Raw genomic sequence first — 25,520 nt, forward strand, 5'->3', positions numbered from 1 at the left:
GCCGTGCACAGGATGATGCGTCCTTCAGTCACGCAGCGTCTCGGAATTAATCTCGAGCGCCAACGGTCCTACAGAATGGTTTTCGGTTCTGCAGGGCGCCGACTCGGCGCATCCCGCGATTGAGCGACTCGGGTCGATTCCGTCGCGCAAGTTGGTCATTAATACAGGGGAATCAGCCAAGATCAACGCCTCCTACGTTTCAAATGAGTCGTTGTTAGGAATATTTCTCGCTGGTGGGCGGTTGTCTTCCAATCCAAAGAGTGCGTTATGATTCTCAATTCGCTATAATAAGTGTCCCGCCAAGGCCTCCCCACCTCGCGTCTCGCGGCCGTCCCGACAGGCAGTTTCACACGCACCTTGGGCATGGATTAGTATGGACAATCTACCTAAGCATGTCTCATTTCTCTTCGCCCGTAACCAACCAGGCACAGCCAAGCTATTGGTTCTGCTCGTGGTTGGACTATTTACTACCTCGACAGCCATCGCGGACGAAACGGAGTCTCCAAGCTACGCCGGAGACGTTCTTCCGATATTCCAGGCCCATTGTGTGGGTTGCCATCAGCCCGCAAAAGCCAGCGGCGCTTACAATATGACGTCGTTCGCGAACCTGCTCGCAGGAGGCGATCGCGGACAGGCGGCAGTCGTGCCTGGCAAGCCCGATGAGAGTCTGTTGGTAACACTTATTACACCGGCAAACGGATCGGCCGAGATGCCCATGGATGGCGATCCGCTGAGCGCCGAAGAGATAGAGCGGATTCGGCAGTGGATTGCCTCCGGCGCGAAGGACGACTCGCCCACTTCGTCCGGGCCCGTGATCGATGCCGAGCACCCGCCCGTCTACACTCAGCCGCCGGTGGTCACCTCGATCGACTACTCGCCCGATGGTTCCTTGATCGCGATTGCCGGCGCGCACGAGGTGCTGTTGCACAACGCGGGCGGTTCCGGCCTGGTCGGACGGTTGATTGGTCTTTCCGAGCGCATCGAGCAGGTGCGATTCTCACCTGATGGGAAGTATCTGGCCGTGGCAGGAGGCGACCCAGGCCGAAGTGGTGAGGTACAGGTCTGGAACGTCGAAGATCGCGAACTCGGGCTTTCTGTACCGCTTGGTTTCGATACCCTCCGCGGCATCAGTTGGTCACCCGACGGCCGGCAAGTCGCTTTTGGTTGCACCGATAACACGGTGCGGGTCATCGACGCCGAGACGGGCGAGCAGTTGCTCTATCAGGGTTCTTCCAACGACTGGCCGCTCGATACCGTTTACTCGGTCGACGGCAGTCACCTGGTGTCGGTCGGTCGCGACATGACCGCTAAGCTGATTGAAGTGGAAACCGAACGTTTCGTCGATAACATCACCTCGATCACTCCCGGTGCACTGAAAGGCGGCATCAATAGTGTGGCCCGTCATCCGTTGCGAGACGAAATCGTGTTCGGCGGCGCTGACGGAGTACCACGCATTTATCGTATGCACCGGCAAACCAAGCGTGTGATTGGCGATGACGCCAACTTGCTGTTCGAGTTGCCGCCGCTCGAGGGACGCATCTTTAGCGTCGACTTCAGTACCGATGGCACCTTGATTGCCGCCGGTAGCAGCCTCGATGGTCATGGGGCGGTACACGTGTATCGCATGGCAGCCGAGCCGAAGTTGCCCAAGAACGTCGAGAAGTTGCTATTCAAGCCAACCCACACTCGGACGGCGAAGGAAACGGATTTGCTGAAGAAGCACTTCGCCGACGCTGTCGAGGTTGTCGCCCAGATTCCCGTTACCGACGCGGCCATCTATGCCGTTTCCGTCAGCCCCGACGGCAAGTCCGTGGCTGCCAGCGGAAGTGGGGGGCGGGTGTGGTTAATCGATACCACAAAAGGTGAAATGACCACCGTTTTCGACGTTGTGGATGACATCGCCTTACCAAGCGTCGTAAGCAGCGAATCGGTCGCGGAACAACAAGTCGTAGCGGCTAAGCTCGAGGAAGCACCAATTCCCGGCGATGTGAACATCAAGCGACTGTTGGTCGAGCCGGCTGAGTTGATGCTGGAAAGCCAGGCCGCGTACGCACAAATCGTGGTGACAGCAGAGATGGAGGACGGGCAGCGCTTCGACGTGACGCGTCTGGCCGAATTGAAGGTCGACTCGTCGATTGCGAACATCGATTCCTACGGCATGCTGGTTGCCAAGGCGCCCGGCTCGGCCTCTGTGTCGATTCGCCTGGATGAAGCTAAGGCGGAAGTGCCGCTATTGGTTTCGGGCGGAGGAACAGGGCATGCCGACTACATCCAGGACGTGAACCCGGTGCTCGCCCGCGCAGGTTGCAATGCCGGCACCTGTCATGGCGCCAAGGATGGCAAGAATGGCTTCAAGTTGTCGCTTCGCGGCTACGACCCGATTTACGACATTCGAGCGTTGACGGACGACCATTCGTCGCGTCGCGTCAACCTCGCTGCGCCCGATCGCAGTTTGATGCTGCTGAAGGCCGTCGCGCAGGTGCCACACGAAGGTGGCCAGGTGATCAAACCCGACAGCCGCTACTATCGCATCCTGAAGACATGGATCGAAGAAGGCGCGCGGCTGCACTCCGAATCGCCGCGGGTCACCTCGATCAGCGTGACACCCACCAATCCTGTCATCGAGCAGATCAATAGTTTGCAGCAACTGCGTGTTGTGGCCTACTATGCCGATGGCAATTCCCGAGATGTCACCGGTGAAGCGTTCATCGAAAGCGGTAATACCGATGTACTAGTCGTCGAGGACGAACATCCGGGCTTGATGCGGGCACTTCGCCGTGGCGAATCGGCCGCGTTGGTGCGGTACGAAGGGGCCTACGCGGCCACCACGCTGACAGTGATGGGCGACCGCGAAGGATTTCAGTGGGAATCACCGCCTGCGAACAATCGCATCGACGAATTGGTAGCCGCCAAGCTCGAGCGGACCAAGACGCTGACCTCGCCGTTGGCAGACGATTATGAATTCGTGCGACGCGTGCATCTCGATTTGACTGGCTTGCCGCCAACCCCCGAAGCTATTCAGAGATTTGTTTCCGACCCGCGCGAATCGCGCGTCAAACGCGATGAACTCGTTGAGCACTTGATCGGTTGCGAAGATTACGTTGAGTATTGGACCAACAAGTGGGCCGACTTGTTGCAAGTTAACGGCAAGTTTCTCGGCAGCGAGGGCGCCGCTGCGCTTCGTGCCTGGATTCGCGGCGAAGTGGAAGCCAACACGCCCTACGACGAGTTTGTCACCAAGCTACTTACCGCGACTGGTTCGAATCGTAAAAACCCACCGGCGTCCTATTTCAAGACGCTGCGAACGCCCGAAGACACGATGGAGAACACCACGCACCTGTTCCTCGCTACGCGATTCAACTGCAACAAGTGCCACGACCATCCCTTCGAAAAGTGGACCCAGGATCAATACTACGAGCTAGCCGCCTTCTTCGCCAAGGTACAATTAAAGGGCGATCCCGAGAGTGGCGACAAGACGATCGGCGCCACGGCCGTCGAGGCGGGCAAGCCCCTCTACGAAATAGTATCCGATGGGGGCGACAGCGAGATGCATCACGACAGGACGGGTGCAGTCACCCAGCCCGCGTTTCCCTTCGAATGTGAGCACAGCGAACCGCAGGATGCTACTCGGCGTGAACGACTCGCTAGCTGGGTGACATCGCCAGAGAATCCCTATTTCGCCCGCAGCTATGTCAACCGACTGTGGGGATATCTACTAGGCACGGGTATCATCGAACCTATCGATGATATTCGCGCCGGCAATCCACCCTCGAATCCAGAGCTATTGGATTACCTTACCGAGGAGTTCATAGCCCACGATTTCGACGCCAGACACGTTATGAGGTTGATTTGCCAGTCGCGAACCTACCAACTGTCTGTCGCCAGCAATCGGTGGAATGCGGACGACCGGATGAATTTCTCCCACGCGGCTGCGCGGCGGCTGCCAGCCGAGGTGCTGTACGACGCGGTGTACCAGGTCACCGGGTCGACTTCATCCTTCCCCGGCATACCGGCCGGCACCCGGGCAGCTGCCTTGCCTGATGCGGGCATCAAGCTTCCGGATGGATTCCTGGATACGCTGGGCCGCCCGGCACGAGAAAGCGCCTGCGAATGCGAGCGCGTGAATGAACTCCAGCTCGGGCCTGTCATGGCCTTGGTAAGCGGTCCAACTGTCGGCCAAGCGATCAGTGACTCGAAGAACGAAATCGCCAAGCTGGCAACATCGGACCTTACTGATACAGAAGTCGTCGAGCAGGTGTACCTGCGCGTAATCAATCGCCCGCCAACGCCTGACGAACTAGACATCGTAGCGGCAATAATTGATCAAGTGCAAGTCGACCATGACCTATTGGTTCGCAAGCGTGACCAGTACATCGAGGAACTGTCGCCAAGGTTGGCCGTCCGCGAAGTCGCACGTCAGCAGCAGGTCGTGCGACTGGAACGCGAGGTCGAAACCCGCCAGATGGCCATCGCACCCAATCGCAAGCGGCTCGAACGCGAGAGAGGCAAACGTATCGCTGCTGCCGAGGCAGAACTCAAAACTTACGAAGACAGGTTGGTGGCAAGTCTACCCGCATGGCGAGAAGAACTTCGAGCCAAATCCAACCTGTGGAGACCGATCGAGTTCACCAAGCTCGAAACAACTATCCCAGGCAAACTCGTGATGGAGAGCGATGGCGCCGTGTTCGCCGAGGTTGGCAACTCTAAAGGTGAGTACCGCATCGTTGGCTCATCCAGCTTGAATCGCATGACCGCCGTGCGTCTGGAAGCATTGCCGGATAAGCGACTCCCTGCCAATGGACCGGGCCGCAGTCCAAAGAACGGAAATTTCGTCTTAACCGAGTTCTCGGTGGCAAAGCTCTCGTCGGCCGAGGAGGCGAAGACGGAAGTCAAGCTGGCCACCGCCCGCGCCGACTACAGCCAGCCCTCGTACGACGTGGCCACGGCGATTGATGGGCAGATTGCTGAGAGCGGGAACGGCTGGGCAATCTCGCCCGAGGGCGGCAAGCGACACGTTGCCGTGTTCGAGTTCGATAAGCCCCTGGCGCTGGAGGAAGGAAGCCAGTTGGAATTCCTCTTTCAGCACATGTTCAAAGACGGCAATCATTCACTGGGTCGATTCCGAATATCCGTAACCGACAGCGTGCTCCCCGCCAGCTTTGGTCTACCGACCGATGTGGAGGCGATCCTGTTGACCGATCCCGCGAAACACACCGAAGAGCAAGCCGCCAGACTACTTGCCTATCGCAAGGAGCAAGATGAAAAGCTCGAGACTCTACAGCAAGCACTTGCCGAGGCGCAGCAGCCCGTGCCTGAGGATGCCACTCTGGCCGATCTGCAGAGTCAACTAGCGGCGGCAAAGCAGCCGATTCCAGTGGATGCCAAATTGCGACAGCTCGAGCACGATATATCGCTTAGCAGCGAGCAGCTTGAAAACCGCCGCCTGACCGCTGTGCAGGACCTGGTCTGGGCACTCATCAACAGCCCCGCCTTTTTGTACAACCACTAACCCGACAAGCGGACGCACAAAACCACGTCGTCGATCGAAAGGGAATACTATGTGGCGAATCGCTAGCAACTGCGCAGCCAAGGACCTGTGCGATAAACACCTTCAACCGACTCGCAGAGACGTCTTGCGGGTGGGTGCGTCTGGTTTGTTCGGCATGTCGCTTTCCTCATTGCTTGCCCTGAAATCTCATGCCTCGGAAAGCGGTAATCACGGCGGTCCCGGATGGGGCAAGGCCAAGAGTATCATCTTGTGCTATTTGCAGGGTGGGCCCAGCCATTTGGACCTCTGGGATCCGAAGGAAGATGTCCCCGACAATGTGAAAAGTGTCTTCAAGCCAATTTCGACCAAAATCCCAGGCGTGAAATTCACCGAAAATCTGCCCCGACTGGCGACGATCAACGATCGTTTCACGATGATCCGTTCGATGAGCTACTCGCCCAACGGACTGTTCAACCACACGGCTGCCATCTACCAGATGATGACCGGCTATACGACCGACAAGGTTAGTCCCTCCGGCCAACTCGAACCGCCGAGTCCCAAGGACTTTCCCAACTTCGGATCGAACATTGTACGCCTGCAGCCATCGTCCGAGGCGATGCTGCCGTTCGTCATGTTGCCCAGGCCACTGCAGGAAAGCAACGTCGTGGGCAAAGGAGGTACTGCCGGTTTTCTGGGCAAGGCGTACGATCCGTACACGCTGTACCCGCCTGGCGACGACCTGTTGATGAGCAAAATGGACAGCGTGCGAGTCGACGATCTACAACTTCAGCCCGACGTCTTCAGCTTGCGTCTCGAGCGTCGTGCGCGGCTCCGCGATCTAGTCGACAGCCATATGCCGGCCATTGAGAAAGCGGTGGCCGGTGACAAACTCGACGAGTACTACCAGCAAGCGATCGACTTGGTGGCCTCGGGACGAGCTCGCGAGGCGTTCGATCTTTCACAGGAAGACGATGCCGAGCGCGACCGCTACGGCCGTACCACCTTCGGGCAAAGCTGTCTCATGGCGCGACGTCTGGTCCAAGCAGGTACGCGGGTGGTGGAGGTCGTGTGGCCCAAGGTGGCCAACTCCGATAACCACTCGTGGGATCAACACAAAGACCTGTCGAAACGAATGAGAGACCAGTCTGCGCCGATGTTCGACGCGGGCTTGACGGCTTTGATTGAAGACTTGGACGAGCGCGGGATGCTCGAAGAGACTCTGGTGGTCGCGGTCGGCGAATTTGGGCGCAGCCCGCAACGCGGCGTCAGCACCTCGGGCAACAACAACAGCGACGATGGGCGCGACCACTGGCCCTATTGCTATACGGCGGTGATGGCGGGTGCAGGTAGCAAACGTGGCTACGTCCATGGCAAATCAGACGCCACCGGCTCCGCGCCGGTGGAGGACCCCGTGCACCCTACCGAACTGTTGGCCTCCATCTATCACTCCTTTGGCATCGATCCGGAAACTACCGTTCTAAACCACCTGAAACAGCCGCGCGAGTTAGTCAAAGCCAAAGCCGTAACAAGCCTCTTTTCTTAAGACAATCTCAGCTTACGATTGTACTTCTGTCAGTGCAGGTCGATGGTCCTTTCGTGTCCGAAGAGACTTTGCTGACTGATTGGAACGCAAATGTTCAGCGCCAGTCATGCCGTGGGGAAGTCGCCGCGGAGACAGAGTATGGATATGTCTCGTTGTTACCATTTTCGGCTTTTCTGAGATTGCCATGAGCTCTGGATTATTTCGCACTTTGTATGACGGGGATTGGCGGCAGAAATAGCCGAAGGCAGCCGTCAAGAATCGCTCACCAACTGGGACCTGCAGCAGAGGATGTAGAAGTATCTCGGTGAACGTTCAGGGTAGATAGTGGCCCTTCGGCGTTTGCGAAATAATGCCCATCGGCCTCACTGCCCTGCAAAATCATGTCGTCTCGAACTGATGGCGGTTGCATCGTGCGCGTTGAGTTGAGATTCGGTGTTCGGCGCAGCTGTCGTTTTCACCTACAGCAGTTGCTGCCGACTAAAAAGTGCAGTCAAGCTGATGACGACAATTGGCCCGGGACTGCCACACCCCACAGCATTGTCACATAGACTCTCAATGGCCAGCTGACAGCTCGTTGCAGGCGGGTTCTGTCTCACGAGTGCTCCGGAGGTTGTGGAACAACTTGGGCCAGGGATCGACGCCAGCCAGGGCTATAATCCTCAGCAACTGTGTTCGTAGGTTGATATTCGACTCGCGGTAACGCGTGATGACATTCACCCGGTCGGGCGAGTCCTCATCTACCAATTCCCAAACCGAATCCAGCTCCTGCTTCAACTCAGGGAACATTGGGAGCGAGCGAGATTCCTTGCCCTCGTGGTGGGCCGTCTTCGGACTTGTAACGCGAATGGTGCCCTTTTCCCAATTTACGTCGTCCCAAGTAGCGGGCACCGTTAGGCAGGTGCAGCTTGCCTACTCGTCGCTGGCAAGGGATGTCGCCCACGATCAGCGGGCAGGTGAGCCACTACCGCTGGCCGCGGCCAATGGCTACGGAGTAGCCGATGGACGACTCCCAGACACCATATCGGGTCCAGGTAAACGCGCCGGCCGCGCCAGGGAACATCCGCTCGCGAGAGTCGCCATTCGACTACGTGAGCGACTGTTCCACGGTCTGCTGCTTCTCGAACCGATACCAGCTACCGCTTCCCACGCCACCCATACGGCCTCCAAACTTCACGACGGGATATTGCCAACATCAATAGGACCCTCTCACCATTCTACCGCAGGTTGCCTGTATCCGGTTTCGCAGCGGTTCGCAGCCATTCGCAAATGCCACCGACGGTCTAGCTTCCCCACCCCAACAGTGAAATCTCGCTCGCCCGGCGCGTCACTTGATCAGTCGCATGTCGCAGAGCGCGACATAGATGCTCGGTATCACGATCAACACCAAAACAGTCGAGCTGAGCATGCCGAATACAATTGAAATGGCGACAGGTATCAAGACCTGGGCCTGGGTACTTTGTTCTAACGTCAACGGCAGCAGGCCAGCCATCGTCGTAGCGCTGGTGAGCACGATGGCGCGAAAGCGTAGTCGGCTCGCCTGACCAGCGGCTTCCAAACTCGACATGCCGTCGCTGCGAGACTGCTTGAGAAACAGGACAAGAAGAATCGAGTCGTTCACCACAATTCCCGCCAGGGACACAAATCCGATCAAACTGGGCATGCTAAGAGACATCCCCATCAACATGTGGCCGAAGATTACTCCGATCAGCGCCATCGGAATGGCGAACATCACGATCAATGGTTCCAGCCAGCTCTCGAACTGGAAACTGAGGATGGAATAAATACCGAACAGGCCCATCAGGAACAGATACATCATCGACGTTCCTGTTTCACTGGAAGCCTCCGACTGGCCGCCCAGCGAGACCTGCAGGTCCGGAAATGCGGCTTTGAGCTCGGGGATACACTCTCGCCGAAATACTCCCATCAACTGGGCCGTGTTGACAACTTGGTTGTCGGTGTTTCCTACCAAAGTAACAGTTCGCCAACCGTCGACTCGCGCGATTCGTGCCCAGCCGTACTGAAAACTTGCATCGGCGACTGCATCCAGCGGCAACTGCTGACCATCGGAGAGCATGAACTGGAAGTCGGTAAACTCCTGCAAGCTGTCGCGGTGCTGCTTTTCGTACTGAACGTTGATCTCGAACTGGTCGTTGCCAACTTGAATGTCGTTGATCCGCACGCCTTGAAATGCTGCGCCGAGCTGATTGGCCATCGCCTGGACATTGAGCCCCATGGCCACCGCATCGGGCTTTAGCCGCAAACGGATCTCCTGCTTGCCCCTACGCATGTCGTCGCTCAGGTCATACACACCTTCGTATTGGGCGAACCAGTCGCGGCCCATTTCAGCGGCCGCCTTGGCGACATCCAGATCATCCGACTTGAAAAGCACTTCTATGGCACGGCCGGCCGGCCCTCGCTGCGACTCGGCGATGGATACGGACAATGCGTTGGGGACAACTCCGACTTCCTCCCGCAGCGCAGCGACAAACTCGGCGATGCTGGTCGAGCGCGACTCGGGAGGCAGAATTTGGGCCGTGACAGTCGCGACGTGCGGCCCGGATTCAGAAGCATCGGTGTTTTCGTTGAACTTCGACAACACGCTGCGCACCAGAGGCTGCCCGCCTGGCTGGTCGGAAAACTGCGCATTGACTCGTTCGATCGCATCGTTGATCTGGCGGACAATGCCCTCGGTCTCGCTGAGCGGTGTGCCTTGGGGCAGCAGTATCTTTGCATCGATCGTATCGCCATCGAGATCGGGGAAGGCGGTGAATGATACGAACCCGCCAGCGATCGTCGCGATGGCCAATACAAAGGCGGCCACCGTTGCGCCGATCGTCAGATACCTCCATCTAATGGCCCAGTCGACGAGCGAGCCGAATACACTTTCGCGAGTCCACTCCACGCCCCGGTCGATGGCGCGTCGAAGGCGACTGCCCTGCTCCGGGTTGTAATGATGCAGCGAGTGGCCAAGGTGGTTGGGTAGGATCAGAAACGCTTCGACCAGGCTGATGGCTAGTGTGACGATAAGAATGGTGGGGATCACCTGCAGTACTTTTCCGAGTGTGCCTTCCAGGAAGAGCAGCGGCCCCAACACACAAGCGGTTGTAAGAAAAGAAGAAATCACACCACCGCCGACCTCGACTACGCCATCGTAAGCCGCTTGCATGGAGTTCTTTCCCATCGCAACGTGACGTGCGATGTTCTCGCCGATCACGATGCCGTCGTCCATGAGCACGCCGATCGCCATCAGCAAAGCGACCGACGACATCATGTTGATGGTCTGGCCGAACATGGGCATCAAGAAAAAGGCAGCCATGATCGACACGGGGAGACTCATGACCACCCAGAACGACAGCCGTAGATTGAAGAAGATCCACAGCGTGAAGAACACCAACACCATTCCCTGCAACGCATTCTTGACAAGCAGGCTGAGTCGATCCTCGATTAGTTGGGCGGTATCCGATGTGACGACCAGTTGCACATTCGGTTGGCGTTGACGTTCAGCCTCGATGAACTCCGTCAATTCCGCGGCTAACTTCAAGGTGTCTTGAGACTTTGTCTTACTGATTTGCAAGATTCCGGCGCGCTGGCCGTCGAGCCAAGCCATTTGTTCGGCATCGGCAAAGGTGTCGACCACCCGTCCGATGTCACGAATTCGAATCTCCGCGCGCCCTGCCACGCCCGAGATGACAATGTCTTCGATCTCCTGTGGGTGTCGCCGCTGTTCGACGAATCGCAGCAGTATGTCTTCATCCCGTGTTTCGATAGTGCCAACGGGAATGTCGAGGTTCTGGTTGCCGATGGTGGTGGCGATATCGGAGGCCGACAGCCCGAGCCGCCGCAGCGCGTCGCTATCGAGTTCGATTCGCAACTGACGGTCCGAGAATCCTTGAACTTCGACCAGCGGGCTCAGTGGCAGGTGGCGCAGACGTCGCTTGAGATCCTCGCAGTAGTCCTTAAGATCGGGTGTGCTCATTGGGCCGCTGACCGCCAAGGTCATCACGGCCACGCTCATATTGAGCTGCGAGATGATCGCGTCTTCGGCTCCAGCGGGGAAGTCGATGATCGCATCCACTTCGGTTTCGATGTCGTTGAGCGCCGTGGTAACGTCGGCCCCATCTTCGATTTCGATCGTCACCGACGCACTGCCTTCCTGTGCGACCGACGTGACCTTCTTGATATTCTGGACTCCGTCGATGGCGTCTTCAATCCGCAGGCAGATGCCTTGCTCGACGTCTTCGGCCGAAGCACCGCGGTAGATCATGCTGATCTGAACCTGGGAAGCGTCAAAGTCGGGAAAAGTCTCCTTCTTCAATCTTGGCAGCGCATAGAACCCAACGCCGATGAAGGCGAGCATCAGCAGGTTAGCCAGTGTTCGATGATTGATAAACCGCTTCAGCACTGAGACCGTCTCTCCCTACCGCGATGGGGAAGTGTTGCCGTCATTGGCATTCGCCACCGCGTTTCGAAGTTCGTCTGCTGTCTCTGCATCTTCAATGGGCTCGACCAGCATCCCGACGATGGCCGGAGAAGGGTCGGACACGATCACTCGCTCGCCAGCGGACAGGCCGGACGCCACGACGGTGTAGTTGTCCTGCGTAAACTCTGCAGCAATCTCCCGCTTCACCAGCCGATTGTTCTGATCCAATGCATAGACGGTCAAACCGTGCACCGCGCTTCGCGGCACCACGACATGCTCGCCGATCGAACGCCCCAGCAATTCGACTTTGCAGAAAGCTCCCTCCAGCACTGGCGGCTTTAATTCGCCGTTGTTGGATGAGATGGAGTTCGTCACCCCGATCACCAGACCGAGCATCCTCGTCTTCGAGTCGATGACCTCGCGCACCCGCAGGAACCGACCATCGTACACAGCATCCGTTCCCGCGCCAGAAACACTCACCTTGGCATCGACCTGGAAAACGGATCTCATATTTTCCATCGTCAGCTCTCCGGGGACCGGCAGTTGGTGCACTGGCTTTTTTAGCAACCGATGAAGATCAAGCATCGACAGTTGGACCTCGATTTCCAACTCCGAAAAGCTGTAGCCTTCGAAGAGCGTCTCGTTCGCGGTAATGAATTGGCCCGGTTCAAGGTCAACGTCGCCAATACGCATGGTGAACGGAGCGCGAATCTCCGCGCGGTCGATGTCGCGCTGTGCCTGCTCGCGTTGTGCTACGGACTGCCGAATCCCCGCCTCGAGCGCTTGGATCTGCGGCTCAATCAGTGACTTACTATTGCCGATGTCCTGGATAACCTGCTCCTGGGCCAGGACCGCGCGTTGCTTGGAGTCGATCGACGATTGCGAACCGGCTCGCTGCGCGAGTAGTGCCTCGGCTCGTTTCAGCTCCTGCGTAAGAACCTCCAGGACGTTCCGCTCCACCGCTAACGTCTTGTCGTAGTTTGCCTCGGTGCGTTTCAGTTGCTCGATCTCCGCCTGCTTCTGCTCGATCGACGCGGTGAGTTCTTCAACGGCGGAACGGTAGTCTGCGTCGTCGATCTTGACCATCACTTCGCCTTCGGTGATGACCGCACCGGGATGCAGTTCCTTGTGGATGTGCTGCAGGCGACCGGCCACTTGAGACACGGCTCTCCACTTCCTGGTGTACTCTGCGGTTCCATAGCCAATGACTCTCGGGCGCACTTCCAATAGGGGCGCTGCAATGACATGCAGGGCGCGCGCCGACTCGGTTTCGGGTCGCACTTCGAGCGGCGGCCGGTTCTTGGCAACGAATACAAACACGACGATCGCCAGCGCAATCGGAGGGATTACCAGCAACCGCTTGCCCCACCGCCCGAGCCAGACCATGTATTGCCTCATCCGTCGTACCTACCGCGTAACTCTGGAACAAATCTGGGGGGGGTGGATCACAACTGTACTACCGCTGCAGATGGCCTGAATCACGCGAACGCTAGCTGTCGTCCTCGACGTTCGCCAGCACGCGTTTCAAAACGCCCGCAGCCAACTTCTGGTCGTGTAGAGAAACGTCGCTGACTGCCGCGTTGGCGGACTGTATGTGTTCGACCAATGCCTCTCCGACTACTTCAACCCCACGCGCGGCCAGGTGGACGCGAACCGAGCGGCGATCGTTGGGATTCGGTACGCGCTCGACAAAGCCTGTCTTTTCGAGTTGGTCGATTCGGTGGGTAAGCGTACCGGAGGAGATCTTCAGCGCTTCCATCAATTCGGTGGGCGTCATCCCTTCCTCGCCGCCGCGCCAGCGAAGCGTTGCTAGCACCTCAAACTCCCACACTTCCAATCCGTGGGGTCGCAGCAGATCCCGCAAGCGCTGCTTCATCAATTCAGCAATTCGAATTGCACGCCCCACGACCGCGATGGGCCTCACGTCGAGATCCGGGCACTCGGCTTGCCACTTTTTAATCAGATTGTCGATGAAGTCCTGCTTCACAGCGGAGTCCCCTGGCATTTATCTCGAATTCAAGATACTCGAAATGGGGGTAAATGGCAAGCTGCGTCGACCTTGGCGGTGCTGAGGGTCGGAGCGGTTCTAACGTGCCGATTGCATCGGTTGCATGAATCTCGCCGAAGATAGGCGTGGTGTGGTTTATCGCGTCTGTGCCCAGTTGATGCGCACGCACCCTATGGTTTCGGACATCCGTAAGTAGACACATGGCACGGCAGAACAACTCACAACCGAAAGACTCACTTCCGTTGGGGTTCCGTGCTGCGGTGTTGGGCCTGGCTCTTTGCCTGCTGCCAGGGTGTGGAGTCCATAACTGGTGTCGAAACGGCTTCAAGGTCGGCCCCAACTACGTCAGGCCGACCAGCCTAGTAAGCAATGACTGGGCTACCGATACGGCGGACCTAGACAAGAGTGCCGACGACGTGGCGTTCAGCCGCGATCGCAATCGACAGTGTTGGTGGTGGAAGCAGTTCAACGATCCCGTCTTGGATGCCTTGGTTGGACAAGCCTTCGAAACCAACCTGGATGTAAAGTTGGCCGCGTATCGGGTGATGCAAGCTCGATGGAATCGAGCTGCCACCGCTGGCACGATCTTCCCGCAGACGCAAACACTCTCTGGCTCGTACACGCGCAGCCTGCGAAGCGTCAACGCCTCCGGAATCAATGGCATCCCTGGCATACCGCGCTACAACACGTCATGGGATACGGGCTTCGACCTGAATTGGGAGATCGACTTCTGGGGGCGCATTCGCCGCTCCATCATCCAGGCCGACGCGGATTGGGACGCCTCGGTGGAAGATCTCGACGACGTGCTCGTGACGCTCGTGGCCGACGTCGCATCGACGTACATGGAGATTCGGAGCATCGATCGCCGTCTCGCGTTCGCCCGTCAGAACGTGGAGATTCAACAGGGGACACTCGAGATCAATGAGACAAAGCTCGAACTCCAAGAGATCTCCGCAATCGACGTGGAGCAAGCTAAAACAAACCTCTACCAGACGGAATCGACCATTCCGCAACTTCTCGAATCACGACGTCAACTGCAGAATCGCCTTTCAGTGTTGCTGGGCATTCCGCCGGTTGACCTGAGTGAGATCCTCGGCGATGGCGACATTCCTGTTGTGCCAGAAACCGTTGTACTCGGTATTCCCGCCGACCTATTGCGGCGACGCCCTGACATTCGCGCTGCCGAACGGCGTGTTGCGGCCCAGTCGGAACAAATTGGCATCACCGCGGCCGATCTCTACCCAACATTCTCGCTGACTGGATCGCTCGGACTGAGCGCGGGGGCACTCGACGATCTGTTTGACCCAAGAAGCGCAACGGGCTCTGTAGTCCCCGGCTTTCGTTGGAACATCCTCAACTATGGCCAATTAACCAACCTCGTCCGTTTGCAGGAAGAGTTCTTGATGGAAGAGGTGGTGAACTACCAAAGTACCGTACTCACGGCGCAGCAAGAGGTCGAAGATGCGATGGCCCAGTTCCTCTACGCTAGAAGACAGTATGAAACTCTCCGCAAGGCAGTAGCCGCGGCCGAAGAAGCAGTGCGGCTCGGCGAGGTGCAATGGCGCGAGGGCGAAGTGGAGTACAACCAGATCTTCAACCTGCAAGCGACTCTCGTATCATTGCAGGACGAACTGGTTCAATCAGAACTTCGATTCGCCCAAGGGCTAGTCGAAGTCTATCGAGCCCTCGGCGGCGGCTGGGAGATCCGCAACTGCAAGTGCATTCCGCCCGCCGTCTACGGCTGCGATCCAACGGGCTACCGCTGCAAGGCACTACCCGTGTTCTGTCCGCCTGGCTGCACATGCCCAAGGTGCCGCGGCCTGTAGTGATGTGCTAAGTTCTGACGCCATCACGAACTATACGAGTGTTCGTTAGGTGTAGGGGCTGCAATTCCGTTGGCCGATGCTGCCTTCGTTGACAGGGTGCTGCTCTTCGGCGATGGAGATCTCCCAGAACTTGTTCGACTTGTCATCGGCTAGTTCGAACGCCGGGTGGAGCTGGTGGGCCTGCTCTTGTCTGAGGCGGCGCTTGGTTGGCTCTAATCTTCGAGCTCGAGTTTGGGCTCGCGGGGAGGTGCCTGTTCAGCTACGGTTGACTTGTCCAGTTGCTCTTCATTGTCAGCAGTGTCGAGACCTACTTCATCGGGCAAAACGTCACCGGACATTAAGGCGAGCAGTTGACTCACCTCCCTATCGGGATCCGCGTACCAATCCTTGGCAAACACCTGGGCAATTCTCCAGCCAAATGCCCTAAGCAGGCGGGGGCGCATCATGTCGCGTTCCAGCAGGTCGTTCTGCTCGTAGTATTTTTGGCCATCGATCAACACGCCGAGCCGATAGATGCTATCCCCCGGCCTGTAGACGGCCAGATCGCAGCGGAAGTGCGATTGGCCGACCGAGCAATCGACAGTGAAGCCGGCCTTCTGCAGGGCTTCAGCCAATTGCTCGGCCACGACTTCTCTCTTTTGCAGATTCGGTGTTTCGTCGTCCTGGTTCCATCGCGAAAGCCCGTGCGTGATTCGCTCGGCGACGGAGCTATCGCCCACGGATATCGCTTCAGCGTATCGCAGGTAGTTCTTCAGGCAGTTGGCGCCGTCGTTGTAGTCGTTGGTGATGTCCGTCGAGTCGATGGAGCTGACGATGGCCATGTGCCGCTTGGCACGCGAGAAGGCGACATTCAGCCGCTTCTCACCGCCGCTCTTGTTGATGGGGCCGAAGTTCATTCGCATCTTCCCGGTAGGCGGATGGCCATAACAGATGCTGAGGATGATGATATCGCGTTCGTCGCCCTGAATGTTCTCGAGATTTTTTACCAACAAGCCTACGAACTGACCATCGTCTTCACGCTCGAATTCCGCCTCGAGAGCTTCGCGGAACACTTTGTCATCCTGGCCCAATCGAGTAAGTGCTTGTTCGATTTCGTCTTGCTGTGCTTCGGAGAACGCAACGATACCCATAGTATTGCGGGCTTCATCAAGCAGCAGTTCACGAACCATCTCGGCGATGTACTCTGCCTCGGCTCGGTTGCGACGTTTGTCGTACACTCCGTGGCTGAGTCGATGGTAGCTGATGGGGCGTTCGAGCGTGGCGGCAGCTCCTGCAGGGCCGTCCTCTGCCCCGGCTGCGACGATCGCCTGACGCTCGATGCCGGCAAGTGCCTCCTCCGGCACCGTAAGTAGCCGGCCATCGTAGAAGGCCCAGTTGGAGAAGCTGATGAGCGACTCGCTGCGGCTGCGATAGTGCCAGCCGAGCATCGTGGACGGCAAGTTCTTCGCAGCGTGGCTAAGAAAGCTACCTGAGTCGAGGTCGTATTGCACCAACTCACCATCGGACTCGATCAATAGCTCTTCCTCTTCCTCTGACGCCTGTTTGGAGGAGAAGAAGTCGGTGGGCGGCAGCTGCATCTCATCGCCCACGATGATCGACTGAGACGCACGGAACAGCGCCGGCACTGCCTCTTCGAGTGTAATCTGGCTTGCCTCGTCGAAGATCACCACGTCGAACCGATCGGGCGACAACGGCAGAGTATCGGAAACACTTAGCGGGCTCATCAGCCAGATCGGCTTGAGATCGTTGATCACATCGCCCGACTCGTCGGAAACCAAGTCGCGGATAGCCTTGTACCGCATCTGCTTGCCAAACTCGTGTTCCAGTTCACGGCGTCCTCGGTTGTAGCGTTGTTTAAACTCCTTCTCGACATTTGACAGCTTGGTGGCTGACTGTTCGCTGATGCGGATGCTGGCTTGAAACCGATCGCGTACTCGCTTGCGCAGGTCCAGTGCATTGAGACCGAGCCAGCGATCGTACTGTTGTTCAAGCCGGCGAGCCAAGGTTCGATGGGTGCGTCCAGTGAACCGCTCGAGCTCTCTGTCTTGGCGATAGAGCTGGGCAAGCCCGTGATCGGCAACTGCCGCTTCGATAGCACTCAGAGAGTGAGGTAAGCTGCGCAGCGTGCTTGCGACGTCCTCAGGTGTTGTTCCGATTTCGCGGAGGCAGTCGAGAAACTCGGAAACCGAATCGAGATGCCCACTGATGTGCTCGAGCGACTGTTGGACCTCGTCCCAAGTCATGCCAGCAGCGCTGTCCGAGAGTATAGCGAGTTGCGCGGTCGCAGCATCGAGTGCCTCACGAGCTTCTGAGACACGCCCCACGATCTCCGCAGACTGTGGCGACTTGATCAGCGCGGCGTGAATATCACTGAGCCACTTGGGCTGTTCGGGCATCGACGTTTTGATCTCCACCAATGTATCGATCAGATGCTCGACGTCATCGGGTTCGACCTTCAAGTGTTCAGCGGTGTCCTGGAGTGTAGATTCACGGAGTTTTCGCTGGTTGTGTTCTTCTGCGAGTTGCTCAAGCACGCGGGACCAACTGGGGCGAATCTTGTGGGCACCGAAGTAGTAGCAGCGATTCAGCACGCCACGCAGCCGCCACCAAGACGGCTTGAGCCACGACAGCATAGATTTCTCGAAACCAACTGCTTGATCGAGTGCCGTGATAGTTTCGTCAGGCGAGAGTCTCTCGACCCAATGCTGGTTAGTCTGCACGGCATCGGCGATAGCTTTTTTGTTTCTGCCAAGCTCACCAAGCTGCGTGTCTAGCCACTTTGCGGGGTCGCTGTTGGTGTCGAACAAATTCATCAATTTGCTGTCGGAGAGTGGCTTCACGCGACAGGCATACTCGACCAGCGTCGTCGCCCTGGCAAGCGTTTCCCAGCGATCGCCGGGGATTCCACAGCGCTCGAGCGCCTGCCGCGCGCTCCCGAGTTGTGCAGTAGCTTCGCGACACGCTGTGGCTATTTGCTCAAGCGGATGGTCAACCGAAGCCAAGCGAGGCGAGAGCAACCGCATCGGATGCTTCGCAAGAATGCTACCGCCGCCGACATCGGCCAACGCCCGCTCGAAGCGGCGGATGGATGCCTTGCTTCGGAGCCAATCAGCGTAGTCGGGTAGCGACTCCTTGGCCAGAACGTCAAGGTTGGGTAGGGCCTCCCGGAGTTGGATACAACTGTCGAGCAGCTGGCGCGGCGTTACACCCAAGGAGTTGTGGGAAGTCTGCATCGACTCATCGAAGTGCTGCAAAGAGCGCAGAGCCTTGCTCAATTGCTGCACGGCTTTCTCACGGCTGGCGCCGTTTTTGCTCTTGGCAGGCTTGCCCAGCAGACCCTCATAGGTCTGCTTCAAGTCCATCACGAACTCTTTCTTGTCGGTTTGCGAGTCGTGAATCAAGCAGCATAAGTCCGCCAGACCGCATTGCCGCAGGCGCGCGTAGACCACATCGATAGCGGCTCGCTTCTCACACACGAACAGCACTCGCTTGCCGCGGGCAACGTAGTCAGCGATCAGGTTGGTGATGGTTTGCGACTTGCCAGTACCAGGCGGGCCTTGGATGATGAAGCTTTTGCCGACGCCCGCCTCGGCGATGGCTGCCGCTTGCGTTGGGTCGCACGGTACGACGTCGAACCTCTCTTCGAGAGGACGTGGGTTGGCTGGCTCGTCGTCCAACGGACGTGGCACAAGCGAGAAAGCCGCTTCGAAAGCCGGGTTGGTCATGCCGTCGTCCAGCAGCGCCTCATAGTCACGCACCAAAGACATGCGACGATACTTGAAGTTTGCCAGCGTTACACTACACAGGTCGAAGGTCCACTCGTAAGGGTTCGTTTCGCCGCCGGACTGTAGTGAGTAGAACTGTCGCTCCTGTTCAACGACCGGCTCTGATACAGGAGTATCCGGCTCAACGGCAAAGTTCCTGGGGCGCGGCTTGTCTTCGATGACGTCACGCAGGTGCGTCTCGGTAGGTCGCACTTTGGAACTGAATAGCTTAATGCCCAGTGGATGGAAGTTGGCAGGGTCGTAGCTGTAGTCGAAATCGAGGAACTTGCGAATGCCTCGCCCGGCGAGCCGCGCGCGTTTACGGTACTGGTCGAGTCTGCGGCGAGCCTTTTCATGTATCAGTGCGATGCGTGGGCGGTCGACCTTCGTGAGCGTGATGGCAGTCTCGGACGCGTTGATTTTCTCCCTGAGCAGCTCGAACAAGGCGTCGAGCGAGCCCTTCGATAGATCAATCGTTTCTGGTAGGTCGATGTCGTACAGTTGCTTGAACTGATGCCGCACGACCGGGTTGATTTCCGCATCGGTCGAGAGTGTGTCGAGATAGAACGTGTCGCGGATGCCCTTCTTCTTGCGCAGTTGAACCGGCAACAACACGAGGGGCGAATCGTACTGCTCGGCGGGCTTTTCCTTGAGGTTTGCCCAGTGCAAAAAACAAACCACCAGCCGCAGTTGCGCGAACCCATACTCCGCCTGGTCGCGCTTGGCCTCGGCGATGAGCTTTTCAAGCTGGCTCGGCAAGTACAGCACTTCGGTGAAGTTCAGATACTTGTTGAGTGAAATTGGTTTGCTGCTGGCCACTTCGCGCTGGAGATCATCGGTCCAGGTGAGGATTTGGTCAGGGCGTATGCTCTTGATGTCGAACGACAGCGGTACGCTGGACTGCGTAAGGTTCACGCTCTGCAGCGTCGGTTTGAAGTGCAACAGCTTGTTGCGCCGCGAAAGCTCGAACAGCCGTTCGCGAAGCTTCGTGAGAATCACGGTCTGCTTGTCGCGTGTCGAACTCGACTCGAATTCTGCTGAGTTAGTCAGATCGAAGAGCAAATCTACTTCCTGATCGCGATAAGTCTCGAGTGTCCGAACCAGCGAACTCAAGTCCTGAGCCCGACTGCGGCGCTCGACTTGCGTCATTCGGACGACTACGCGCGCCACGACCGGATGCAGGTCAGGCGCCAGCGTGAACAGGTTCTTGCGATGGGCCACGAACCGGTCCAGGTCGTCCGTATCGCGAAAGTCGAGACCGCAGGCGAGACTCGCCAGGATCATTCCCAGGCTGAAGATATCGGTGACCGGATCGTGGCAGTCCATGCGGTGTTCCCAGGACTGATAGCCCGGAAGGTACGCGGGGCGAGTGATGGGTTGATCGGTATCGATAATGGCCAGATCAACGCGGCGCTCTGAGCCGTCGTCTACCTCGGTAGTGACACGCAATTCGGAAACCACTTCAACGGCCGAACGCTGCTCGGCCTGGAGTTTGCGCACTTCGGCGTTCGCCCGACGTACCTCGCGCCGCTTCGCTTCTTCGAACCAGATCTGCACTCCTTCGACCTGCAGGTCGTCGATCCCCTCCAGCGGCGCCACCAAGCCCGCAGCATGGGCCTCGTTAACCTCTCGGGCGAGCGGCAGGAACGACGCCAACGCGTCCTCGGTCGATAAACCAGCGCCGTCGAACCTCGACTGCATGAAATCTGCCAGCTTGGTCATGCGTCGACCCCCAGCTTCTCGGCGGCCGTGATGAGCTTTTCGCGATCGTGGTCGAGTTTCTCCACCTGCTTCTTGCGGAGGCGCAATTCCTTGGCAGCCAACTCGAGAAGCCGATCCTTCAGGCCGATCGACTCAGACACGCCAATCGCGTGGGCGAGTGGGGCTTCCTCCAACTCGCGATCGGCGGTCGCAAAATCAATCATCACATAACAAAAGTAGTCGCGCAGCGCGTTGTCGCCACGGTCGATCTGGTCGCGAAGTTCCGAGGTCGCAGTTGCTTCGTCCGGTGGTTGGTATTCGTCGAAGAAGAGTCTTGCGTGCGCTAGCATCAGGTCGCTTCGCATCCAATTTGGCGCAAGGAGCCGATTGATTAGCTGGCGTGTCCAACCCATGACGCGCACTTGAGCAGTTAGATCGAGTTCGTCGAGAGACGGCGGTCCTTCGATCAACTCGGTGATCTCGGGATTCGCATTGTCTCGCCTATCGTGCCATAGCTTCAATACGTGAGCTCGGATGTACGCTTCGGGATGCGAGTAGCCTTCTGTCTTGGTGGGGCCTTTGGCGAGAATCTCTTCAGCCTGATTCAAGTAGCTTTCGGGATTCACTTCCTCCAGGTCCGTGGCGATCTTGACCAGCATTGAGATTACCTCAAGTGGCGACTCGCTCACCTCCAGGGCGACGCGATCACAGAACACTTCGGTGTAGAGGTAGAACAAACGAGCACTGGCGAAGTGGGACACATCGGCCTGGCGGTCGTGCGTCAATGCAGACAAGACTTGAGAGGCGATCAGCAACTCGCCATCCCACTGGTTGTACAGCAGCATATGCCCCAATTCGTGAGCCAACAAGGCTCGCATTTCCGCCTCCGACAATCTGCTTTTCAGCGGACCGTGAAGCACAATGTGGGCTTCTTCTGGCAAGTAGGCCAGCGAGGCGTTGAGCCCTTCTGGGTTCTGGGCTTGATAAATCGTAACAGGCACGTCGATTCCCAGCTGCTCTACTACACCCGACGCCAGGTTGTAGATCGCTGGATCAGCTTCGCGATCTATGCGATAGGTCGACTTCAGCAGATCGACTCGCAGAGCGTCGACATGCTCGCTGCGCACCCGATTCGAAGCGTACCACTCCCAAATCTGAGGTTCTTCTTGCTTCAGATAGTCTCGGATTGCAAGGTGGTACGGAAGCGGCTCCCTCGCAGCAGTATTTTCCCCCTCGGGCATGAATCAATACTCCAATCCGTGTGGCGAATGCACCTATCATCATACCGAGATTGTCAGCCGGAGTGCGACTCCTTTTGTGCGGCTGGACGCCCAAATCAATAAAGTAGCCCGTCCGCAGCGGCGTCGACCTCTGCTTGATATGTATCACATCTTTCGTGTGTAACACCAGGAAGCAAGTCGCCAAATGCGTTGGATTCGAGAACGTAGTGATCACGAAATCCAGGGGTGAAGAGCACATCCAAGCCGAAGTAGAGCGATTCGGAAAAGACATCCGCGCATGTTCTGCAACTATTGAGCATGCTTGCTAGTTGAACTTCCGATATCTGAGAGAGGAAATTCTCCAGGTCTCCGCGCTTATTGCCGAGGTGCAGATTGGTGAGTGGCGTGCGGCTAGTTCGAACAACCATGTGCCTGGGTTGATTGCCTACTACTAGCACGCGAAGATCGAATACTCGCCTTTCGAGGCTTGCCTTCGGCAGCCATCGTTCGACATGCAGGCGATGCCGCGCGAGTTCGTTGATGAGGTCGCACACCTGAGATCGCTCTGTATAGCATCGGGTCTTCAGCGAGTTGTATAAACGAAGTTTGCGTCCGTTGCGAACCATTTCCACCGACGTTATCGCTTGCACTCGTCCGCCGATCTTCTCAATCGCCACGACACCGCTAGCCGAGGAACTGTTGGCGAGTTTGGCGAATACGCGTTGAGTACTCGCTTGTTCCATTCGCTGTAGGAGATCGTCCCAGTCATCAACGATTCCAATGGACTCCGGTGCCGGCACACCTGCTGCGGCGAGCGAGCGACTGCAAAGGGTCTTGTCGAACTGAGTTCTCAAGTCATCGTAGCTGGTCGTGCATTGCACGCCGGGTTGGGCGGCAATGGCTTCAAACCATCTTCGGCACGATGCCATGTAGCCCAAGTGGTATTGTCGCGGGTGCAGTATCCGTCCGGTGTCTTCATCGAGCCGAGAAGCCGTCTCGGCAGACAGTACTGGCGAGCCTTCCTGTTCGGCTGCGTCGGCGCCGGCAGCCAGCAACTGACGCTCGACAGAAAAGTTCTCACCCGGTGAGTCGAACCTAACGATGGATCTCGCCGGCAAATCGTCCAGGCTCTCGCGCCCCGATAGCAGCCCTTCGTAGCTTCGCACTTCGGCGGGCGGTAAACGCCGGCTCGCGAGGGCGCTTTGGAACATCGAAACGCGACGGTTCTCCGGATTGCAAACAATCACCCAAGGGCGCGGAGACTTCATTCGCCGACCGCGACATATCGATGCGGTTCTCCATCCCAATCATCCGCCTCTTGAGGATCGTCTGCATTCAATTCCGGTACTGCCGCTCGGAGCTTTGAGACGACGTCCTCGGAGATATAGTGAAAGTGTACATCGAGCGTTTTGAGTTGGGCCAGCACACCGCTGGCCAACAGCGTCTCGGCGCCTTCGTCTCCCAATGCTCCGAGGGACAGGTCCAGGCACTCTACAGTGGATGGCAAACCGTTGCTGGCGAGCACCTTTGCTGTCTCGTCGGCACTGCAGTCGTCCCGCAGGCCGAGATAAGTCAATTTGTTGCAAGGTCCATTCTTGAGCAGTGCCTCCACGTCGTCAGTTGTGACCGTGTTGCCGTACCCGTCATCTCCCAGCCACAACTCGAGGTGGGTAAGCGCTGGAAGTTCCGCTGCGGTGACTTCGCGCACGATCTCGGCCGACATTCCGCCCGTCTCGATAACGAGCTTCCGCAGCTTCAGGTGGTTTGGTTTGCCAAGTTGTAGCCCCCCACCTCCTCTAATGTACAGTTCTTCGAGATTGGGAAACGCCTGGAACAGTGGAGACACGTCACTTTGAGTGATCCACGAAATCTCGGACTCTTCCATGACCATTTCGCCCAGGAACAATGCACGAAGCTTTGGCAACTTGTCGCGAGCGCTGACCAGGGCTTCGACGACCGGACCCGAGTCGTTTCCTTCGCCAGTTCCACCCCAGTCGCCCACCAGCAAAGCTTGCACTTCCGATGCATTTGGATCGCCAAGGAAGGCGGCAAACAGTTCCAGAATCGTCTTACCACTATCGTAAGAGTCCCAATCGAGCCCCAATCGAAAGGCTTTTGATTCGGGTTGACTTAGGGGGCTATCCTCGGAATACGAAACTACTGGTAATCCTGCAAACTCTGTGAGATGAGAGTTTATCGTCATCTTTCTGATCCTTTTGAATTAGAAGGTTGGCCGGCCGCCTGAAGCCAGTGTACAATCCGCAGTGTGTTTGGGCGACTACCGCTGCCGAAAACGTTAACCAATGGAGAGGCGAAATGTGGCGTCATGGGGATGTGTTTGTCGATCAGTGTTCGAAGATTCCGGATGCGGCCACCAAGCTTCCCCACTGCATTCTGGCCAAGGGAGAGATTACCGGGCACGCCCATCGAGTCAAGGAACGAGGGGTAGCGGAACTTTTCCGGTCCGGCGACGCGATGTTCTTGCGAGTGACTGGCGACACCGCCACTCTGATTCACGAGGAGCACGCTCCCATCGTCTTTGGGCGTGGATCCTACCGAGTCTGGATTCAACGAGAATATTCTCCACAAGAGATTCGTCGCGTCATTGATTAGGTTGGTCGATGTTTGAGATGTTTCGCAGTGTACTGCGTCGGTTTGGGGCCGTTTCGACGCAGCACACTCATTCGCCAGGTAATGCCATGAAAGCCGCTCCCCCTCTGGAGCCTAACAGCGAGCACGTTACGCTCGACCTCGCAGGCACAGACATCGAAGAATTGCCTGAGGGCATTACTGTGCAGTTCGGCTTGAACCTGCGTGGGTGTTTGCGATTACGTAAATTGCCAAAGGGACTTCGGGCGGGATCACTCGACGTCAGCGACTGTCCCCTTTTGGAGGGTCTACCGGAGGGACTGTCTTGCTCGTTTGTCGACATCAGCGACTGCAGCCACATGCATCGTTGGCCCAGTCAGGCATCCATCAGCGTGGGGCGTCTCCGCGCGCGCAACTGCTTGGGGCTCCCGGGGTTGCCATCGTGGCTGGGGCCGCTGTCGCAGCTCGATCTGGTCGGTTGTGCTCAGATCGATTCGCTGCCAGATGGATTGGAGGTATCCTCTTGGATTGATGTGGCCGACACTGGGATTAAGGAGTTACCGACGGCGCTAAAGGGGGTAGGACTGCGCTGGCGTGGTGTGGCAATCGACCAACGCATCGCCTTCCAGCCCGAGACCATCACCTCGCAAGAAGTACTAGAGGAGCCCAACGCAGAGCTGCGGCGAGTGAAGATGGAGCGAATGGGATTCGCAAGGTTTCTGGAAGAGGCCGATCCTGCGATCCTCGACACGGACACCGACCCGGGTGGGGAGCGTAAGCTGTATCGAGTGGAGTTGGAGGATGACGAACCGCTGGTGTGCGTAGCGGTCAATTGTCCGTCGACGGGCCGGCAATATCTGCTGCGAGTTCCTCCCGAGACCTCTACGTGCCGGCAAGCCGTTGCCTGGACCGCGGGATTCGACAACCCCGACGACTATGCACCGCTAGTGGAGACCTAACG

The 25,520-nt window shown here is 57.6% G+C and carries 13 protein-coding genes; 5 read left to right on the forward strand and 8 right to left on the reverse strand.

The window, feature by feature from the left end; translation table 11 throughout:
- Positions 1 to 373 precede the first annotated feature (373 nt).
- Positions 374 to 5,509, forward strand: a complete 5,136-nt coding sequence (locus ACQK2L_RS18275; protein ID WP_425398474.1) for a DUF1549 domain-containing protein — start codon at positions 374 to 376, stop codon at positions 5,507 to 5,509.
- 49 nt (positions 5,510 to 5,558) lie between these two features.
- Complete coding sequence (locus ACQK2L_RS18280) at positions 5,559 to 7,031, forward strand: DUF1501 domain-containing protein (RefSeq protein ID WP_425398475.1); 1,473 nt, start codon at positions 5,559 to 5,561, stop codon at positions 7,029 to 7,031.
- 552 nt (positions 7,032 to 7,583) lie between these two features.
- Here the strand turns inward: ACQK2L_RS18280 and ACQK2L_RS18285 are convergent.
- From ACQK2L_RS18285 to ACQK2L_RS18300, 4 genes are all read right to left on the reverse strand, one after another.
- The gene (locus tag ACQK2L_RS18285; RefSeq protein ID WP_425398476.1) at positions 7,584 to 7,919 is read right to left on the reverse strand and encodes a hypothetical protein; all 336 of its coding nucleotides are present in this window, start codon (positions 7,917 to 7,919) and stop codon (positions 7,584 to 7,586) included.
- Positions 7,920 to 8,355: 436 nt separating this feature from the next.
- Positions 8,356 to 11,433, reverse strand: a complete 3,078-nt coding sequence (locus ACQK2L_RS18290) for an efflux RND transporter permease subunit (RefSeq protein ID WP_425398477.1) — start codon at positions 11,431 to 11,433, stop codon at positions 8,356 to 8,358.
- A gap of 15 nt (positions 11,434 to 11,448) precedes the next feature.
- Positions 11,449 to 12,849, reverse strand: coding sequence for an efflux RND transporter periplasmic adaptor subunit (locus ACQK2L_RS18295; protein WP_425398478.1), 1,401 nt, complete (start codon positions 12,847 to 12,849; stop codon positions 11,449 to 11,451).
- Between the two features lie 91 nt (positions 12,850 to 12,940).
- Complete coding sequence (locus ACQK2L_RS18300; protein WP_425398479.1) at positions 12,941 to 13,456, reverse strand: MarR family winged helix-turn-helix transcriptional regulator; 516 nt, start codon at positions 13,454 to 13,456, stop codon at positions 12,941 to 12,943.
- Positions 13,457 to 13,659: 203 nt separating this feature from the next.
- On the opposite strand from ACQK2L_RS18300, the gene ACQK2L_RS18305 reads away from it, so the two are divergent.
- Positions 13,660 to 15,285, forward strand: a complete 1,626-nt coding sequence (locus ACQK2L_RS18305; RefSeq protein WP_425398480.1) for an efflux transporter outer membrane subunit — start codon at positions 13,660 to 13,662, stop codon at positions 15,283 to 15,285.
- A 212-nt stretch (positions 15,286 to 15,497) separates the two neighbouring features.
- Here ACQK2L_RS18305 and ACQK2L_RS18310 read toward each other — a convergent pair whose 3' ends face one another.
- From ACQK2L_RS18310 to ACQK2L_RS18325, 4 genes are all read right to left on the reverse strand, one after another.
- Complete coding sequence (locus ACQK2L_RS18310) at positions 15,498 to 20,771, reverse strand: AAA domain-containing protein (protein ID WP_425398481.1); 5,274 nt, start codon at positions 20,769 to 20,771, stop codon at positions 15,498 to 15,500.
- A complete protein-coding gene (locus ACQK2L_RS18315) occupies positions 20,768 to 21,991 on the reverse strand; it encodes a M48 family metalloprotease (protein ID WP_425398482.1) in 1,224 nt (407 codons plus the stop codon). The genes ACQK2L_RS18310 and ACQK2L_RS18315 overlap by 4 nt, the downstream gene beginning before the upstream one ends.
- 95 nt (positions 21,992 to 22,086) lie before the next feature.
- Positions 22,087 to 23,238, reverse strand: a complete 1,152-nt coding sequence (locus tag ACQK2L_RS18320) for an STM4014 family protein (protein ID WP_425398483.1) — start codon at positions 23,236 to 23,238, stop codon at positions 22,087 to 22,089.
- Complete coding sequence (locus tag ACQK2L_RS18325) at positions 23,235 to 24,074, reverse strand: STM4015 family protein (RefSeq protein ID WP_425398484.1); 840 nt, start codon at positions 24,072 to 24,074, stop codon at positions 23,235 to 23,237. Before ACQK2L_RS18325 ends, ACQK2L_RS18320 begins: the two co-directional genes overlap by 4 nt.
- Before the next feature lie 212 nt (positions 24,075 to 24,286).
- Here ACQK2L_RS18325 and ACQK2L_RS18330 point away from each other — a divergent pair, with 212 nt between their 5' ends.
- Together ACQK2L_RS18330 and ACQK2L_RS18335 are read left to right on the forward strand one after the other, a co-directional pair.
- The gene (locus ACQK2L_RS18330; protein ID WP_425398485.1) at positions 24,287 to 24,583 is read left to right on the forward strand and encodes a hypothetical protein; all 297 of its coding nucleotides are present in this window, start codon (positions 24,287 to 24,289) and stop codon (positions 24,581 to 24,583) included.
- A gap of 86 nt (positions 24,584 to 24,669) precedes the next feature.
- Entirely contained in the window at positions 24,670 to 25,518 is an 849-nt protein-coding gene (locus ACQK2L_RS18335) for a DUF6745 domain-containing protein (RefSeq protein ID WP_425398486.1), read from the forward strand.
- Positions 25,519 to 25,520 lie beyond the last annotated feature (2 nt).

This window comes from Aeoliella sp. (genome assembly GCF_965227375.1).
Lineage (GTDB): Bacteria > Planctomycetota > Planctomycetia > Pirellulales > Lacipirellulaceae > Aeoliella.

Excerpts from the sequence above, each read along its gene's own strand:
- ACQK2L_RS18275 (WP_425398474.1), top strand. The coding sequence starts at position 374 with ATGGACAATCTACCTAAGCATGTCTCATTTCTCTTCGCCCGTAACCAA.
- ACQK2L_RS18280 (WP_425398475.1), top strand. The coding sequence starts at position 5,559 with ATGTGGCGAATCGCTAGCAACTGCGCAGCCAAGGACCTGTGCGATAAA.
- ACQK2L_RS18295 (WP_425398478.1), bottom strand. The coding sequence starts at position 12,849 with ATGAGGCAATACATGGTCTGGCTCGGGCGGTGGGGCAAGCGGTTGCTG.
- ACQK2L_RS18300 (WP_425398479.1), bottom strand. The coding sequence starts at position 13,456 with ATGCCAGGGGACTCCGCTGTGAAGCAGGACTTCATCGACAATCTGATT.
- ACQK2L_RS18305 (WP_425398480.1), top strand. The coding sequence starts at position 13,660 with ATGGCACGGCAGAACAACTCACAACCGAAAGACTCACTTCCGTTGGGG.
- ACQK2L_RS18310 (WP_425398481.1), bottom strand. The coding sequence starts at position 20,771 with ATGACCAAGCTGGCAGATTTCATGCAGTCGAGGTTCGACGGCGCTGGT.
- ACQK2L_RS18315 (WP_425398482.1), bottom strand. The coding sequence starts at position 21,991 with ATGCCCGAGGGGGAAAATACTGCTGCGAGGGAGCCGCTTCCGTACCAC.
- ACQK2L_RS18320 (WP_425398483.1), bottom strand. The coding sequence starts at position 23,238 with ATGAAGTCTCCGCGCCCTTGGGTGATTGTTTGCAATCCGGAGAACCGT.
- ACQK2L_RS18330 (WP_425398485.1), top strand. The coding sequence starts at position 24,287 with ATGTGGCGTCATGGGGATGTGTTTGTCGATCAGTGTTCGAAGATTCCG.
- ACQK2L_RS18335 (WP_425398486.1), top strand. The coding sequence starts at position 24,670 with ATGAAAGCCGCTCCCCCTCTGGAGCCTAACAGCGAGCACGTTACGCTC.